Below are 13,897 nucleotides of genomic sequence, written 5' to 3' on the forward strand. Positions count from 1 at the left end.
ATGGGGACCGATGACAGGCAATCCGACACAGCCGGCACGGGAGCGATGCCGTGGCTCGGGGACCTGAAGAAAATGGTCGAAAAGTTCACGCTGCCCGGGTTCGATATTGCTGCCCTGGTCGAATGGCAGCGCAAGGACATGGAGGCGTTGGTCGAGGCCAACAGACAGGCCTACGAAGGCGTCCAGGCGCTGGTCAGCCGGCGCAACGAGATCCTGCAAGAGACGCTCGCGCAGTGGCAGGCGGCGATGCAGGGCTTCGCAAGCGGTGAAGCTATGACGAAGCAGACGGAGACTGCCAAGCAGCAGGTCGAGAAGGCGGTCGCGGATTTCCGCGAGCTGTCGCAGCTGGAAGCGCAGGCGCGCAACAACGCCTGGAAGGTCATGCAGGACCGCATGCAGGAGAACTTCGCGAACCTTCAGAAGCTGTTGCAACCGAAATAGCGCTGCGCGTGTGAGGCGTAAACCATCGGGGGAAAGTCATGAGTCTGGCCAAGTTGCAGGACTTGACGGGGCGCGTTGCGCTCGTCACGGGCGGATCGCGGGGGCTCGGTCTTCAGATCGCCGAGGTGCTGGGCGAACTCGGCGCCAAGGTCGCGATCACCGCGCGAAAGCGGGATGAGCTTGATGCCGCGGCTGCTCACCTCAAGGGGCTTGGCATCGAGGCGCTTCCGGTGGTGTGCGATATGGGCAGGCTGGAGACAATCCCGCCGATGATCGAGCAGGTCGTGGCCGCGCTGGGCCCGATCGACATCCTCGTCAACAATGCCGGTACGTCCTGGGGCGCCGCCACGATCGAGCATACGCTCGACGGCTGGAACAAGGTGATCAACCTGAATGTGACCGCGATCTTCGTCGCCACCCAGGAGGTCGGCCGGCGCTGCATGGTACCGCGGCGGAGCGGAAAAGTGATCAACATCGCCTCGATCCAGGGCCTCACCGGCTGCTATCCGGAAGGCACCCCGACGCTGGCCTACAACGCGAGCAAGGGCGCGGTCGTCAACCTGACCCGCACGCTTGCCAATGAATGGGCGCCGCTCGGCATCAACGTCAACGCGATCGCGCCAGGTTATTTCCCGACCAAGATGACCGCACAGCTCGACCAGAGCGCGACCGCGCATATGGCGCCGATGAATCGCGAGGGTGGCCCGGAGGACCTCAAGGGCGTCGCCGCGCTGCTCGCCTCCGATGCCTGTGCATTCATCACCGGCCAGACCATTGCGGTCGATGGCGGCGTGACCGCCGTCTGATCCGCAAGACCATAGAAGGGAGAGATCTCATGAACGATATGCCCTGGATCCGATCCTATCCCGACGGCGTGCGTTGGGACGTCGAGATAGCTCCCGGACCAGTGCAGAAGATATTGGGCGACGCCGTTGCCAAATGGCCGGATCGTCCCGCGATCGATTTCATGGGCAAGCGGATCACCTATGCCGAGCTCGGGCGGCTCACCGATCGTGTGGCCAAGGGCCTGCAGCTCCTCGGCGTCAAGCCGGGCGTCCATGTCGGCCTCTATCTGCCCAACACGCCGCACTACATCATCTCGTTTTTCGGCATCCTCAAGGCAGGCGGCACGGCGGTGAACTATTCGCCGCTGGACGCTGCCAAGGTGCTCGAACACAAGATCGAGGACAGCAAGACCGATATCCTGATCACGCTCGACATGGTTTCGCTCTATCCGCAGATGGCGGCGATGCTGGGCAAGACAAGATTGAAGAAGCTGGTGGTCGGGTCGCTCGGCGAGATCACGGCTGACCCCGACACCGTCGTCAACCAGATGAAGGCGGCCAAGCAGCTGAGCGACGTCGCCTGGGACGATCATCACATCAGCTTCGGCCAGCTGACGCACAATGATGGTGTCTACCAGGCCTATCCGATCGATAATCCGCGCGAGACCATCGCCGTGCTGCAATACACCGGCGGGACGACGGGGCTGCCGAAGGGGGCGATGCTCACCCACGCCAATCTGACCAGCGCGTGCCAGCAGTACCGGGCGACGACGGCCGGCTCGCCGCCGGTGCTGGTCGACGGGCAGGAGCGCTTCCTCGCAGTGTTGCCGCCGTTCCACATCTATGCGCTTTCTGTGAATGTGCTGTTCGGCGTCCTGATGGGCGCGGAAATCATCCAGCATGTCCGCTTCGATCCGAAGGCCGCGCTGGAGGAAATCTCGACCAAGTCGGTCAGTGTCTTCTGCGGGGTGCCAACCATGTTCACCGCGCTGATCAACCATCCGGAGACGCCGAAGCATAGCTTGCGCGCGCTGAAATATTGCGGATCCGGCGGCGCGCCGTTGCCGCTCGAGGTGGCGCAGCAATTCGCCTCGATCACCGGCTGCAATTTGAGCGAAGGCTGGGGCATGACCGAGACCTCGCCGAGCGGCACCTACACGCCGGCGCAGCATGGCGCCATGCGCAAGGCCGGCTCCTGCGGCATGCCGATGCCCGGAATCGTCATCAAGTTCCTCAATGTCGACGACAGCAGCAGCTATGTGCCGCTCGGCGAACGCGGCGAGATCTGCATCAAGGGCCCGAATGTGATGAAGGGCTACTGGAACAAGCCGGACGCGACGGCCGAGGTGACTACCGCGGACGGGTACATGCGCACGGGCGACGTCGGCTACATGGATGAGGATGGCTTCATCTTCATCGTGGACCGCACCAAGGACATGCTGCTGTGCAGCGGCTACAACGTGTATCCGCGCGTGCTCGAAGAGGCGATCTACAAATATCCGGCGGTCGAGGAGGTCGCCGTGATCGGCATCCGCGACGAGTATCGCGGCCAGTCGCCGAAGGCCTTCATCAAGCTGAAGGCGGATGCCAAGCCGTTCAAGCTGGAAGAGCTGCAGGCGTTCCTGAAGGACAAGCTCGGCAAGCACGAGATGGTGCAGGCGCTCGAAATCCGCGCCGAACTGCCGAAGACCGCGGTCGGAAAGCTATCGAAGAAGGAGCTGTACGACGAGGAGGAGCGCGCCGCCCGGGCGCAGGCCTGAGATCGCCTGCGCGAACCGGATCGGCAGCGGCGGACAGGTGTCGCGCCTGGGCAATGACCGCGACGCGCCAGATATCGGCACGCCGTCATCAAGACGGCGATCGCCGTCACAACGTCAAGGGAGGGAAGAATGGATCAACTCAGCAGCATGGATGCATCGTTCCTGCATCTCGAAACGCCGGAGACGCCGATGCATGTCGGCAGCCTGATGATCTTCGATCTCCCCGAGGGTTATCAGGGCGACTACTACGAGGATGTCAAGGAGATGCTCGGCAAGCGTCTCCATCTCTCGGCATTGCTGAACCGCAAACTGGCGCAGATGCCGTTCCAGCTCGCCGAGCCGGTCTGGACCGAGGACGATGATATCGAGCTCGATTATCACGTGCGGACTGTCACCTTGCGGCGTCCAGGCACCATGGCGCAGCTCGAGCAACTGGTCGCGCGGCTGCATGCCTCGCTGCTCGATCGCAGCCGTCCGCTGTGGGAGATGTATGTCATCGATGGCCTCGAGAACGGCCAGGTCGCGTTCTACACCAAGGCGCATCACAGCGGCGTCGACGGCAAGGCCGGTGTGGAGCTCGCCAAGGTGCTCTATGATGTCTCGCCCAAGATGCGCGAGGTGCCGCCGCCACGGCGCAAGCGCGCCTCCGGGCAATACCAGCTCGGCGTGACCGAGCTACTGCAGGCGGCGGCCAACAATGCGGCCCAGCAATACCGCAAGCTCGCGGAGCTGCTGCCGACGGCGGCCAAGGCGCTCGGCACCGCCGCCACCGTGATGGCCAGCCAGCGCTCACAGAAGGGGGAGCGCTCGCTCAGCCTTGGACTGGCTCCGAAGACGGTGTTCAACGATTCCATCACCAACCAGCGCTCCTACAGCACGATGTCGCTGCCGCTTGCCGACATCAAGGTCCTGGGCAAACGTGTCGGCGGCACCGTCAACACCATCGTCATGGCGATGTGCAGCATCGCGCTGCAACGCTTTCTCGCCGAGCGCGGCCTGCTGCCCAAGGAAGCCCTGATCGCGATGGTGCCAGTCAGCCTGCGTGCCGAAGGCGACAAGGCGATGAACAACCAGGTCTCGGCGGTACGCGTCGACCTGGCGACCGATATCGATGACCTGCCGACCCGGTTCAAGGCAATCCACGCGTCATCCGAGGCGGCCAAGGCAGTCGTGCGCGAGCTCAAGCCGGTGCTCGGCGTCGATGTGCCGATCACGGGGTCGCCGTGGCTGATGACGGGGCTCGCCTCGCTGCTTGGCCGCTCCAACCTCGCCAGCCGCATGCCGGCAGCGGGCAACGTGCTGATCTCCAACGTGCCGGGACCGGGGCAGCACCTCTACATGGCCGGCGCACGGATGGTGCATTATTTCCCGGTTTCGATCCCCTATCACGGCAGCGCGCTGAACATCACGGTGCACAGCTATGCGGGACTGCTTGAGTTCGGTTTGACCGCATGCCGGCGCGTGCTCTCGCAGGACGAGTCCTACGAGATGATCGAGCACCTGCGCGCCGCCCTGCGCGAGATCGAGGCTCTGCCGCCGGTCGAGGCCGAGATCGTCGAGCTGCAACCTGCGGCTCAAGCGAAGGCGCCATCCGCGACCGCGGCGTCGGTGACGGTCATCCAGACCGACGAGGTGCCACCGGCCGCCGCAAACGACAAGGCGAGCCGGGCCAGCTAGGCGCGGAGGCCTTCAACGCTTCACATCGCCGGAGCCGGGACGCCACCGCGGTCTCCCGCCCGGCGCCGGAATCAAAAGAACATTTGGAGGAAACTAGGATGCACCCACCCGCCGCAAAGGGATCGCTGTCGGTACTGGAAAGTCCGGCGCATAAATCCCTGTTCTCGAAGATCGATTGGCGCCTGATCCCGCTTCTGCTGATCGCCTACATGATCGCCTATCTCGATCGCATCAATATCGGCTACGCGCAGCTGCAGATGAAGCAGACATTACCGTTCGACGATGCGGTCTACGGTCTCGGCGCGGGCATCTTCTTCGTCGGATATTTTCTGTTCGAGGTGCCGAGCAACCTGCTGCTGGAGAGGATCGGCGCGCGCAAGACCCTGCTGCGCATCATGGTGCTGTGGGGACTCGCGGCATCCGCCATGATGTTCGTGTCGACGCCGTTCCAGTTCTATGTCGTCCGGTTCCTGCTCGGCGTGTTCGAGGCCGGCTTCTTTCCCGGCGTAATCCTGTACTTCACCTATTGGTATCCGTCGGCGCGGCGCGGGCAGGTGATCGCCACCTTCATGTCGGCGACAACGATCGTGTCCGTGATCGCCGGTCCCTTGTGCGGCTCGATCCTGAAGTATTTCGACGGTGCCGGCGGCCTTCATGGCTGGCAGTGGCTGTTCCTCGTCCAGGGTCTGCCGGCGCTGATACTCGGCATCCTGGTCTACGTCCTGCTCGAGGACAAGCCCGCGCAGGCCGCGTGGCTCTCGAAGGACGAGAAAGCCCTGCTCGAGGACACCTTCCAGCACGATGAGAAGGACATCGAGAGCGAACCCTCGGGAACGTTCGGGCAGATGCTCAAGGACCCCAAGGTCTATGTGTTGTCGTTCGTCTATCTGCTGCTGCTCGGCGCGACCTACACGATGGTGTTCTGGATGCCGACCCTGATCCAGAGCTGGGGCGTCAAGGATTTGTTCCTTGTCGGTGTTTATGCCGCGATCCCGAATGCCGCCGGCGTCATCGGCATGATCCTGATCGGCCGTCACTCCGACAAGTGGCACGAGCGCCGCTGGCACTATGCCGCCTGCGTCGCGATCGCCGCGTTCGGCCTTTTCATCACGACGATGCTGCAGGGCAACCTCGTCGGATCGATCCTTGCGCTGTCCTTTGCGGTGATCGGCATTGCGTCGGCGACGCCGCTGTTCTTCGCGCTGACCAGCGAATACCTCTCCACCGGTGCCGCCGCCGGCGGGCTTGCACTGATCAGCAGCCTTGGAAACCTAGGCCCGGCCATCAGCCCCTCGATCAACGGCCTGATCGTGCGGAGTACCGGCGACAACATCTACAGCATGTACTTCGTGATGGCGCTCTACGTGCTGTCGGGATTGCTGTTGCTGCTGTCGATGCGGCCTGCGCCCAGTGCGCGCCTGGCGATGGCGTGAGGACGAAACGAGCGGCCCGGCCCGCACGGAGCCGGGTCGCTCGACGCTCCGCGGGAATGCTGCCGGTGATCGAGCGAATATTGGGACACATGCGATGAGGATCGTTCTGCTGGGGCCGCCTGGCGCGGGCAAGGGAACACAGGCGAAGCGCCTGGTCGAGGAGTACGACATACCGCACCTTTCGACCGGCGACATGCTGCGTGCTGCGGTTGACGCGGACACCAGTATCGGACGGAAAGTCAAGGATACCATGGTGAGGGGTGGGCTCGTTCCCGATCAGCTCGTGATCGCCGCGGTGATCGAACGCATCTCGCAAGCCGATGCCAAGCATAGCTTTGTGCTCGACGGCTTCCCGCGGACGATGGCCCAGGCGGTCGGCCTCGACGATCTGCTCGATACCGAGGGTCTTGCGATCGACCATGTCGTCGAGCTCAAGGCCGACGAGACGGTGTTGCTGGACCGGATCGAGACGCGGGCCCGCGAGGCGAGAGCGCAAGGTGGCGCGGTGCGCGCCGACGACAATCACGAGACGCTCAAGCTGCGTATCGACGCCTATAACGAGCAGACCGCGTCGCTGGTCGACTACTACCGATCGCGAAACATCCTTCGAACCGTCGACGGACTGCAGCCGGTCGATGCGGTCGCCTTCGCCGTCGTCAAGGCGATCGGCCAAGATCGGTCGGTGATGTGATGCCGGCGACGCAAAGTCGCGACCCTCGGCTGTCCGGCTATCCCGACCGGATCGAGGTGCTGGGGCCATTGCGCAAGTCGCTTGGCGAGGTGAAGGAGACGGCCGACCAGTTCGAGCAGGCCCAGCTGTTGTTGCGGGCGATCGAACGGTTCTCGCGCAGATATGCTGCCGACCGGAACTGCGGCGGTGCACCCGCCGAGCTGGCGCGGCGGCGGCTTGTCGCACGCGCCGTTCGTGGATTGCGCAGAACCGTTCTGGCAACGAAGGGAGGCGCCTCATGTCGGTGAGCGGAAATGAAGGTCAATGCGCGCTGGTGACCGGAGCATCGGGCGGCATTGGGCTCGAGCTCGCGCGCGTGCTCGCGGCCAATCGCCTCAGCCTCGTGCTGCTGGCGCGCAGCCGCGACAAGCTGCAGGAGCTCGCGCGCGAGCTCAAGGCAAGTCATGGCACCAAGGTGACCATCGTGGCCGCCGATCTGAGCGAGCCGGCGGCGCCGCAGGCGGTGTTCGATTCACTGATGGAAGCCGGCGTGCGGGTCGACCTGCTGGTCAATAATGCCGGCCTTTTGCTCGAAGGACGCGTCGGCGCAATCGGCCTCGACGATCAGTTGCGGCTGCTGCAGGTCAATGTCGTCGCCATGACGGCATTGACCCGTCTCTTCCTCGCGCCGATGCTCGAGCGCAACAGTGGACGGATCCTGAACGTTGCGTCAGTCGCGGCCTTCATGCCGGTGCCGAATCTTGCGGTCTATGCCGCGTCAAAGGCCTATGTGCTGTCGTTCGGCGAGGCGTTGTCGCAGGAATTAAGTGGCAGCAAGATCACGCTGACGACGTTGTGTCCCGGCGTGACGAACACTGGAATGGTCCAGGGCACCAATCTCGGCAACATGCCGAGCATGATGATCATGGATGCGAAGACCGTCGCACAGGAGGGCTACCGCGCCTGCATGGCAGGCAAGCCGGTGCATGTCGCAGGGCTTGCCAACGAACTGGCGGTCCAATGGATCAAGTATCAGCCGAGTTGGCTGTTGCGGGCCATCGGCGGTGTGTTCGGAAAGGCCGCACCGCCGAACTGACGTCTCGTGCTCGCCGGCAATGCACGGCTGCACGGGCCATTCTTGACCATCAACAACGGACGCTACCCATGGGACGTGACGAGCAGACCGTCGAACCACCCTCGCTCGCGCTGCTTGCCGCGGAAGGGCGCGGCTTTCTCGACATCCCGGCGCTGATTGCCGTGGCGGCGCCGCTTCTGGCGACCGCGCCGCGGGGGCAACGCCATCCGGTGATGGTTCTGCCCGGGTTGGGTGCCGATGACCGGTCGACCTTGGCCATCCGCTCGTTCCTCGAGTTCCTCGGCTATCAGGTTCATGGATGGGGCCGCGGCCGCAATGTGCGCGCGCCGGATGCTGACCTCGCCGCCGTGGTGGCGCGAGTCCTCGAACTCGAAAAGCAGGGCGGCTCGAAGGTCAGCCTGGTCGGCTGGAGCCGTGGCGGCATCATTGCGCGCGAGGTTGCCCGGCAAATCCCCGCGGCGGTGCGGATGGTCATCACGCTCGGCAGTTTCGCGGCGCCGGGGGCGAGCAATGTTCGCGCGATCTGGCGGCTTCTGACCGGCCAGAAATACCAGCCGCCGACGGCCGAACGGATCAGCCGCCTCGCGCAACCGATTCCCGTGCCGTCAACATCGATCTATACCCGCACCGATGGCGTGGTGGCGTGGCGCGCCTGCCTGGAGCAGGAGGGCGGAGAGTGCGAGAACGTCGAAGTGAACACGACGCATTTGGGGCTTGGCTTTCACGCGCCAGCGCTGTGGGTGATTGCCGATCGCCTCGCCCAGCCGGCGGGAACCTGGAAGCCGTTTCGTGCGCCTCCGCAGGTCGGAATCTGGTTTCCGACAGCGACGCGCCGCGATTGAGATCGAAAGGGCGCAGCTGCCTGAGGCTACCGCGCAGCGCTTCCCGGTGACCGCATCTCGGCGACCATCATCCGCAGCAGCTGCATTGCGGCGGGCGGCAGCGTGCGTCCCTGACGGGAGACCACGTGGGTGCGGCCACGATGCAGCAGCGCGTTCTTCATCGGGAGCGCCACCACCTTGGCGGCATCAGCCTCCGTCATCGCAAGGCGCGACGCCAGCGCATAACCAAGTCCGGCGGTCACGTAATGGGCGAGCGCATCGAACGAGGCGGTCGTGAACGCGAAATTGAGGCGAACGCCTTCGCTGATCTCGGCGGCCTGGACATGCTGGCGCAGGCCGAAATTCGGATGCATCGCGGCGCCTTGGTAAGGCGCGAGGTCGGCGAGCCTGAGCGGCCGGCCCAGCTGGGTCAGCGGGTGCCCGCGCGGTACGATAGCCTTGATCGGGTGCGGCTGCGAATGATGCGAGCGCAGCCGATCGTCGCGAGGCGGATTGAACAGGACGCCGATATGCGCGCGTTCTCCCACGACTTGCTGGACGATCTCGTCGGTACTGCCGATGTCGAGGCTGATCGTGATCTTCGGGTGGCTTTGCATGAAGCGGCACAGGCTGCTCTTGGCCAGCCAGTCGACATAACCTTCGCCCGTCACGAGATCGATATGACCCGACTCAACTTTGCGAATGCTGTCTATCTGCGCCAGCAGCGCCTGTCGTTCGCCCTGCTGGCGCTGCAGGTAGGCGGCCAGCAGCTGGCCGGCGTCGGTCGGCGCGACGCCGCGGCCCCGTCGTTCGAGCAGGCGCGCGCCACATTCCTTCTCGAGCAGGCCTAGCGCCCGGCTGACCGCAGAGGCGTCCATGCCGAGCGCGCCGGCGGCGCCGCGCACGGAGCCGCTATTGAGCACTTCCATGAAATAGTGCAGTCGGCGCGGCTCCAGCTTCGGATTCATCGGCATGGTCCTGATCGTTGCAAGTCGCGCAACGAATATTCAATGGCATGGCCATTTATGCAAGTGCGTGAATGTGGGCGCGCGACAACGGATCAGCGTCGGAAATCGTATTCGCGATCCGGGATTGGCCGGCTCGCTCGCGCCCGCAGGTTTCGGCGAACTTCAAGGCGATCCTGCCGTGGCGGACCGTTGAGCCTTGGCGGTTTGGGCATGGCGTCGAGACAGGATCGTCTGGATTTTTTCCCAGACGCTTCCAGCCTTCGGAACAGCGAAAACTCGAAGATTCGAACGTGTCGCCTGAAGTCCTGCCAAGATTTCCGACGTGACCGGCGGCGGCCCTCCCTCGTCGAACCAGGATCGTCTCTTCAAGTCCGTTGCATAAGCAATGTGTCGCTTGGCGCAGTATCTGTCCGGACTTCGTCCGCAGATCAGCCGCCTGCTCCAATCTGGCGGAACATCTCATGTCGCGCAATCGTGCCTTGACTCACTGAGTGCGGCGAGCAGGGTGCTCCACGCAAAGGTGATAGAAAAGTTGTCCATAACAACACAGACAGATTGTCCGTTGTCGTTCGATGCTCCTTCTGGATCGCCGGCATTGTTGCACACCGGAAATGGTCCATCTATTGCTCGGAACGCTTTCGATCGCGTCACGAAGTTGATTGTTTTGCGATGACAGATATTCGAATACTCACCGCAGAGCCAGGAGCGATCGAAGTGGCTATCTGCTGCGCGTTGGCGCGTCAATTCATTTTCAATGCTTCGTACTTCCTTCGAGGAAGAGCTAAGATCATTGCAACAATTTGCTGCCGATCGGAGCCTTGGCGTGCTGCTCGTCGCGAAAGCAGATGGTGCGCCGATAGGCGCCTGCCTTTTGGTTGAGTCCGAGTTCGAGCCGAATCACGATGTCGCACCATGGCTCACAGGTCTGTTCGTTGTCCCCGAACATCGCAATGAAGGAGTGGGCACCATCTTGGTGCGGACGATTGAGGATCAAGCGCGGCAGCGCGGATTTTCGCGGCTAAACCTCTATACGTCAGAGGCAACCGGCTTCTATGCGCGGTTCGGATGGTCGACCGCCGATCGCACCAATTGGAGGGGCGTCGATGCAACTCTCATGGTTCGAGATCTATGAAGCGACCTCACGGGCTTTGGGTTCGGCAGTCGCGCCACCCTCCTCGAGGCATCGACAATCCGCCGACGGTAGGTGCCTCGGAGAGGCCCCTGGTCCCAACTTGTCCGCCGCAAGGGACAAAATGTCTGCCTTAAAGCCGGCCATCGCGCTCTAATTCATTGAATTTGCGTCGTCTTGGGATTTGGCGTGCTCTTTGCTCTGGGAGTGATCGGGTCAATGATCGTATGGCCGCTCGGTCCGGGTTGATCCGGGCGCAACCATCGTTTGAGGACTGTCAAATGGCGCTCGCGCGAGATCCCGATGGTCAGTATGAGGTTCACCGTCATGGAATCTTTTTCGTGATGTACAAGGATAATTCCGAGGTCACGTGCATGATCGCGCGCAGAGCTCTCAACGTGATGCGCGTTCGGTTTCATCCCATTCCAAGCGCGGAGGAATTTTTCCTTATGCGTCGAGCGCGAATCGAACGCGCCGCCAGCGACAAGTTTGAAAACCGTCAGTCCAGCGCCACCCGCGTGGTTTCGCTCGATCGGTTCGACGTGGATTTCTGAGCCAAACTCAGCTTTATAAATGATGCTACAACTCGACAAAGCGGCCGCGTTCCCTGCTCCGTCACAGGGAAGTCCTCCCGGATACAAAGCATCGATGTCCACAGCGATCAGGTCCGGTTGTTGGACACTCGGCGTGCTCTCGGGCATTTCCCGAGCCAATCCAATTGTTCGATGGTCAAAGTATCTGCTCCGGCCTGCCCGAGGCAGCGAAACTCGGACTAGCGCAGCTTTGCAGTCCGGGCATGAGAAGCAGCCCCGGATGTCGGGGAGGCTGCAATGATCGTGCGCTCCAAGCCCGGCTTCTGGGACGTTGCGTTTGCCGTCAATGGATCGATCTTGCCGCGGATCGCGCCGCATCTGGTCGCGATTGCTCTGATCAGTGTGTTGGCGATTTTTGCTGCCATGGAGCATCCGGGCATCTTCGCGCGCATCAGTGCGGTTCCGTTCACGCTGATCGGCATAGCGCTGTCGGTCTTCATGAGCTTCCGAAACAGCACATGTTACGCCCGCTGGTGGGAGGGACGCGAACTCTGGGGCAAGCTGATCATCGCCAGCCGCTCGTTCGCGCGTCAGATCTCCACCCTCGAAGACGACGACCGGCGCGTCCTGCTCCGCGGCCTGTGCGGCTTTTGCTGCGGGCTAACGGCACGCCTTCGGGGTGAAGACGAAGTGGCGGCAATCAAACCGTGGAGTGAGATCGACGCTGCTTCAGGCGGTCCCAACCCCACCAATGCCGTGCTCAACCAGATCGGGCTGCATTGTTTGATGCTGATGAAACGGGATCGGATCGAGCCGATCCACTACGCCGTTCTGGAAGGGCAACTCACCGCGCTTTCCGACGTCCAGGGCGGTTGCGAGCGCATCGCGTCCACCCCGGTGCCATTCGCCTATTCGCTGCTGCTGCATCGGACCGCGCTGATCTTCTGCGTGACGTTGCCGTTCGCGCTTGCCGGATCGCTCGATTGGTGGACGCTGCTGCCCGTCCTGCTCGTCGCCTACACCTTCTTCGGTCTCGACGCGCTTGGCCATCAGCTTGAGGCACCCTTCGGGTTGGAGCCGAATGCGCTCCCGCTTGACGCAATGAGACGAGCCCTCGAGCGCGAGCTGCTCGCTCTGCTCGGTGAGCGCGATCTGCCCGCTCCCATGGAGCCTGTTCAGAATGTGCTGATGTAATGCTAAACAAGTGGCATAGCGCATGCTGACGGCGCGGTGGCGTCAGGGCTTGTCGCGCAGACGGACGCGACATGCCTCGCGTGGAGGGCGCGACCCCGGCCTGGGGTAGTCTAAGGGTGGCCGGGGCCGCGCTTACTCCGCGCTGGCGTACCGAATGTCATTCAATGCTCAACGGCACGGAAGGTGCCGAAAGTAACGGCTCCCGCCGGAAAGGGCGAAGTGCGCTCTAATCACTCCAACGATTCAGTGTGGGGTGGCGGCGGGTCGCCAGGAAAGATCATTGGACCAGACGTAGATGGCTATGGCTGCCAGACATAAGGCGATACCGATCCAGAAAATGGGAGAATGATGGATTGGTCGCCGATCTCTCAAGGCGCGCTTCATCTCGATTTCCTCATTGGCGCGAACAATCAACGAGTTTCAACTCACGTGAGGTTAGACGAAAGCGGCGTTGAAGTCATTTGTCATCACGTGGCTCACGTCGTTCATTGCGTCAGGCAAATGTCTGTCGGCGCTGAACCCATCCCACGCCCAATAGTAACGCGTTCAGGCTGGGTGGCATCGGCGTCGCGCCGGCGCGGCAGTTCTCGGCGGACAACTTGGCCAAATCTGTCGTGACAAATTGTCCATTGCCGGTAGCCAAGACCGCCTAACTCATTGATATGACGATGAGCTCAGACTGGCACGCCTGTTGCTAACCTTTCCTCGATGCACGTTTCACGGTTGGGCAAAAGAAGGAGATGAAAATGAACTGGGATCGCATCGAAGGAGACTGGAAGGCTGCAAAGGGTGCGCTCAAGGCAACATGGGGGAAGCTGACCGACAACGACATTGATGTCATCAACGGTGACAGAGAGCGGTTGGAGGGCAAGCTGCAAGATCTCTACGGCATTGACAAAAACCAGGTCCGCAAAGAGGTCGACAAATGGGCCAAGGAAGCAAATTGGGATTGATCCCGATTGATTGACCCCGGCGGATCCACGGCTGCTGCGAAGCAGTATCGATGCCCGATTGTTCGTAGAGCTCGCGCGCAATTGGACGCTGAACGCCATCACAACAGGTCGCTGCGCAGCGCTGATCGGCGGAGTGCGGCTTCAAGACTCTCTTGGACTGCGGAGATCTGCGCCTCGACGAGTGTGCCAAGCTACGACAGGATACATGAGGAGATACAATGTCGAAGGACCACGACAAGGCGTCGCACGGATCGCAGGACGCGCGACGTCACAAGATCGATCATCAAACGCGAAACGAGTGGCTTCACAGAGACGCGGGCCTTCAGGATGCGTGGCGTGCTTCCGGCATGACGCGCGACGACTTCATCCGGCACAACGAAGGTCTGATCGACAAGGTGATCGTCGCCAACCTCGATCAGGATCGATAAAGCGAGCCG

General features: G+C 62.5%; 16 protein-coding genes. 15 read left to right on the plus strand and 1 reads right to left on the minus strand.

The genetic code is table 11. The features are described from left to right. The 9 genes from Q2M23_RS18400 to Q2M23_RS18440 all read left to right on the plus strand — a co-directional run bounded on the left by Q2M23_RS18400 (window position 1) and on the right by Q2M23_RS18440 (window position 8,704). Window positions 1-441 (plus strand): phasin family protein, encoded by a 441-nt coding sequence (locus Q2M23_RS18400; protein ID WP_316396392.1) that lies wholly within the window; start codon window positions 1-3, stop codon window positions 439-441. A 38-nt stretch (window positions 442-479) separates the two neighbouring features. Continuing rightward, the gene (locus Q2M23_RS18405) at window positions 480-1,247 is read left to right on the plus strand and encodes an SDR family oxidoreductase (protein WP_057016377.1); all 768 of its coding nucleotides are present in this window, start codon (window positions 480-482) and stop codon (window positions 1,245-1,247) included. Between the two features lie 29 nt (window positions 1,248-1,276). Continuing rightward, complete coding sequence (locus Q2M23_RS18410; protein WP_076825167.1) at window positions 1,277-2,986, plus strand: long-chain-fatty-acid--CoA ligase; 1,710 nt, start codon at window positions 1,277-1,279, stop codon at window positions 2,984-2,986. Window positions 2,987-3,115: 129 nt separating this feature from the next. Next, the gene (locus Q2M23_RS18415; RefSeq protein WP_316396393.1) at window positions 3,116-4,663 is read left to right on the plus strand and encodes a wax ester/triacylglycerol synthase family O-acyltransferase; all 1,548 of its coding nucleotides are present in this window, start codon (window positions 3,116-3,118) and stop codon (window positions 4,661-4,663) included. Window positions 4,664-4,761: 98 nt separating this feature from the next. Next, entirely contained in the window at window positions 4,762-6,096 is a 1,335-nt protein-coding gene (locus Q2M23_RS18420; RefSeq protein WP_057016375.1) for an MFS transporter, read from the plus strand. A gap of 94 nt (window positions 6,097-6,190) precedes the next feature. Further along, the gene (locus Q2M23_RS18425) at window positions 6,191-6,787 is read left to right on the plus strand and encodes an adenylate kinase (RefSeq protein WP_316396395.1); all 597 of its coding nucleotides are present in this window, start codon (window positions 6,191-6,193) and stop codon (window positions 6,785-6,787) included. Further along, on the plus strand, window positions 6,787-7,074 hold the full coding sequence (locus tag Q2M23_RS18430; protein WP_057016373.1) for a hypothetical protein: 288 nt from the start codon (window positions 6,787-6,789) through the stop codon (window positions 7,072-7,074). Before Q2M23_RS18425 ends, Q2M23_RS18430 begins: the two co-directional genes overlap by 1 nt. Beyond that, window positions 7,065-7,862: an SDR family oxidoreductase gene (locus Q2M23_RS18435; RefSeq protein WP_316396396.1), complete on the plus strand. Its 798-nt coding sequence runs from the start codon at window positions 7,065-7,067 to the stop codon at window positions 7,860-7,862. The genes Q2M23_RS18430 and Q2M23_RS18435 overlap by 10 nt, the downstream gene beginning before the upstream one ends. A gap of 68 nt (window positions 7,863-7,930) precedes the next feature. Continuing rightward, complete coding sequence (locus Q2M23_RS18440; protein WP_316396398.1) at window positions 7,931-8,704, plus strand: esterase/lipase family protein; 774 nt, start codon at window positions 7,931-7,933, stop codon at window positions 8,702-8,704. 26 nt (window positions 8,705-8,730) lie between these two features. Here the strand turns inward: Q2M23_RS18440 and Q2M23_RS18445 are convergent, their stop codons facing one another. Then, a complete protein-coding gene (locus Q2M23_RS18445; protein WP_316396400.1) occupies window positions 8,731-9,651 on the minus strand; it encodes a LysR family transcriptional regulator in 921 nt (306 codons plus the stop codon). 4 nt (window positions 9,652-9,655) lie between these two features. On the opposite strand from Q2M23_RS18445, the gene Q2M23_RS18450 reads away from it, so the two are divergent. The 6 genes from Q2M23_RS18450 (at window position 9,656) to Q2M23_RS18475 (ending at window position 13,888) form a co-directional block, all read left to right on the plus strand. Next, window positions 9,656-9,844, plus strand: coding sequence for a hypothetical protein (locus Q2M23_RS18450; protein ID WP_156436135.1), 189 nt, complete (start codon window positions 9,656-9,658; stop codon window positions 9,842-9,844). 483 nt (window positions 9,845-10,327) lie between these two features. After that, window positions 10,328-10,783 carry a GNAT family N-acetyltransferase gene (locus Q2M23_RS18455; protein WP_316396514.1) on the plus strand — a complete coding sequence of 152 codons (456 nt, stop codon included), beginning with the start codon at window positions 10,328-10,330 and terminating at the stop codon, window positions 10,781-10,783. Window positions 10,784-11,124: 341 nt separating this feature from the next. Continuing rightward, a complete protein-coding gene (locus Q2M23_RS44020; RefSeq protein ID WP_410469738.1) occupies window positions 11,125-11,334 on the plus strand; it encodes a hypothetical protein in 210 nt (69 codons plus the stop codon). 276 nt (window positions 11,335-11,610) lie between these two features. Then, a complete protein-coding gene (locus Q2M23_RS18465; RefSeq protein ID WP_057016369.1) occupies window positions 11,611-12,507 on the plus strand; it encodes a bestrophin family protein in 897 nt (298 codons plus the stop codon). Between the two features lie 746 nt (window positions 12,508-13,253). Then, window positions 13,254-13,460, plus strand: coding sequence for a CsbD family protein (locus Q2M23_RS18470; RefSeq protein ID WP_057016368.1), 207 nt, complete (start codon window positions 13,254-13,256; stop codon window positions 13,458-13,460). Window positions 13,461-13,678: 218 nt separating this feature from the next. Beyond that, the gene (locus Q2M23_RS18475; protein ID WP_168857351.1) at window positions 13,679-13,888 is read left to right on the plus strand and encodes a hypothetical protein; all 210 of its coding nucleotides are present in this window, start codon (window positions 13,679-13,681) and stop codon (window positions 13,886-13,888) included. Window positions 13,889-13,897 lie beyond the last annotated feature (9 nt).

The organism is Bradyrhizobium sp. 33ap4 (assembly GCF_032654765.1).
Classification (GTDB): Bacteria; Pseudomonadota; Alphaproteobacteria; order Rhizobiales; family Xanthobacteraceae; genus Bradyrhizobium; species Bradyrhizobium australafricanum.

Bases quoted from the DNA above. Each gene is read 5' to 3' on its own strand.
- Q2M23_RS18400 (WP_316396392.1), top strand. From the start codon at position 1: ATGGGGACCGATGACAGGCAATCCGACACAGCCGGCACGGGAGCGATG.
- Q2M23_RS18405 (WP_057016377.1), top strand. From the start codon at position 480: ATGAGTCTGGCCAAGTTGCAGGACTTGACGGGGCGCGTTGCGCTCGTC.
- Q2M23_RS18410 (WP_076825167.1), top strand. From the start codon at position 1,277: ATGAACGATATGCCCTGGATCCGATCCTATCCCGACGGCGTGCGTTGG.
- Q2M23_RS18415 (WP_316396393.1), top strand. From the start codon at position 3,116: ATGGATCAACTCAGCAGCATGGATGCATCGTTCCTGCATCTCGAAACG.
- Q2M23_RS18420 (WP_057016375.1), top strand. From the start codon at position 4,762: ATGCACCCACCCGCCGCAAAGGGATCGCTGTCGGTACTGGAAAGTCCG.
- Q2M23_RS18425 (WP_316396395.1), top strand. From the start codon at position 6,191: ATGAGGATCGTTCTGCTGGGGCCGCCTGGCGCGGGCAAGGGAACACAG.
- Q2M23_RS18430 (WP_057016373.1), top strand. From the start codon at position 6,787: ATGCCGGCGACGCAAAGTCGCGACCCTCGGCTGTCCGGCTATCCCGAC.
- Q2M23_RS18435 (WP_316396396.1), top strand. From the start codon at position 7,065: ATGTCGGTGAGCGGAAATGAAGGTCAATGCGCGCTGGTGACCGGAGCA.
- Q2M23_RS18440 (WP_316396398.1), top strand. From the start codon at position 7,931: ATGGGACGTGACGAGCAGACCGTCGAACCACCCTCGCTCGCGCTGCTT.
- Q2M23_RS18445 (WP_316396400.1), bottom strand. From the start codon at position 9,651: ATGAATCCGAAGCTGGAGCCGCGCCGACTGCACTATTTCATGGAAGTG.
- Q2M23_RS18450 (WP_156436135.1), top strand. From the start codon at position 9,656: ATGGTCCTGATCGTTGCAAGTCGCGCAACGAATATTCAATGGCATGGC.
- Q2M23_RS44020 (WP_410469738.1), top strand. From the start codon at position 11,125: ATGTACAAGGATAATTCCGAGGTCACGTGCATGATCGCGCGCAGAGCT.
- Q2M23_RS18465 (WP_057016369.1), top strand. From the start codon at position 11,611: ATGATCGTGCGCTCCAAGCCCGGCTTCTGGGACGTTGCGTTTGCCGTC.
- Q2M23_RS18470 (WP_057016368.1), top strand. From the start codon at position 13,254: ATGAACTGGGATCGCATCGAAGGAGACTGGAAGGCTGCAAAGGGTGCG.
- Q2M23_RS18475 (WP_168857351.1), top strand. From the start codon at position 13,679: ATGTCGAAGGACCACGACAAGGCGTCGCACGGATCGCAGGACGCGCGA.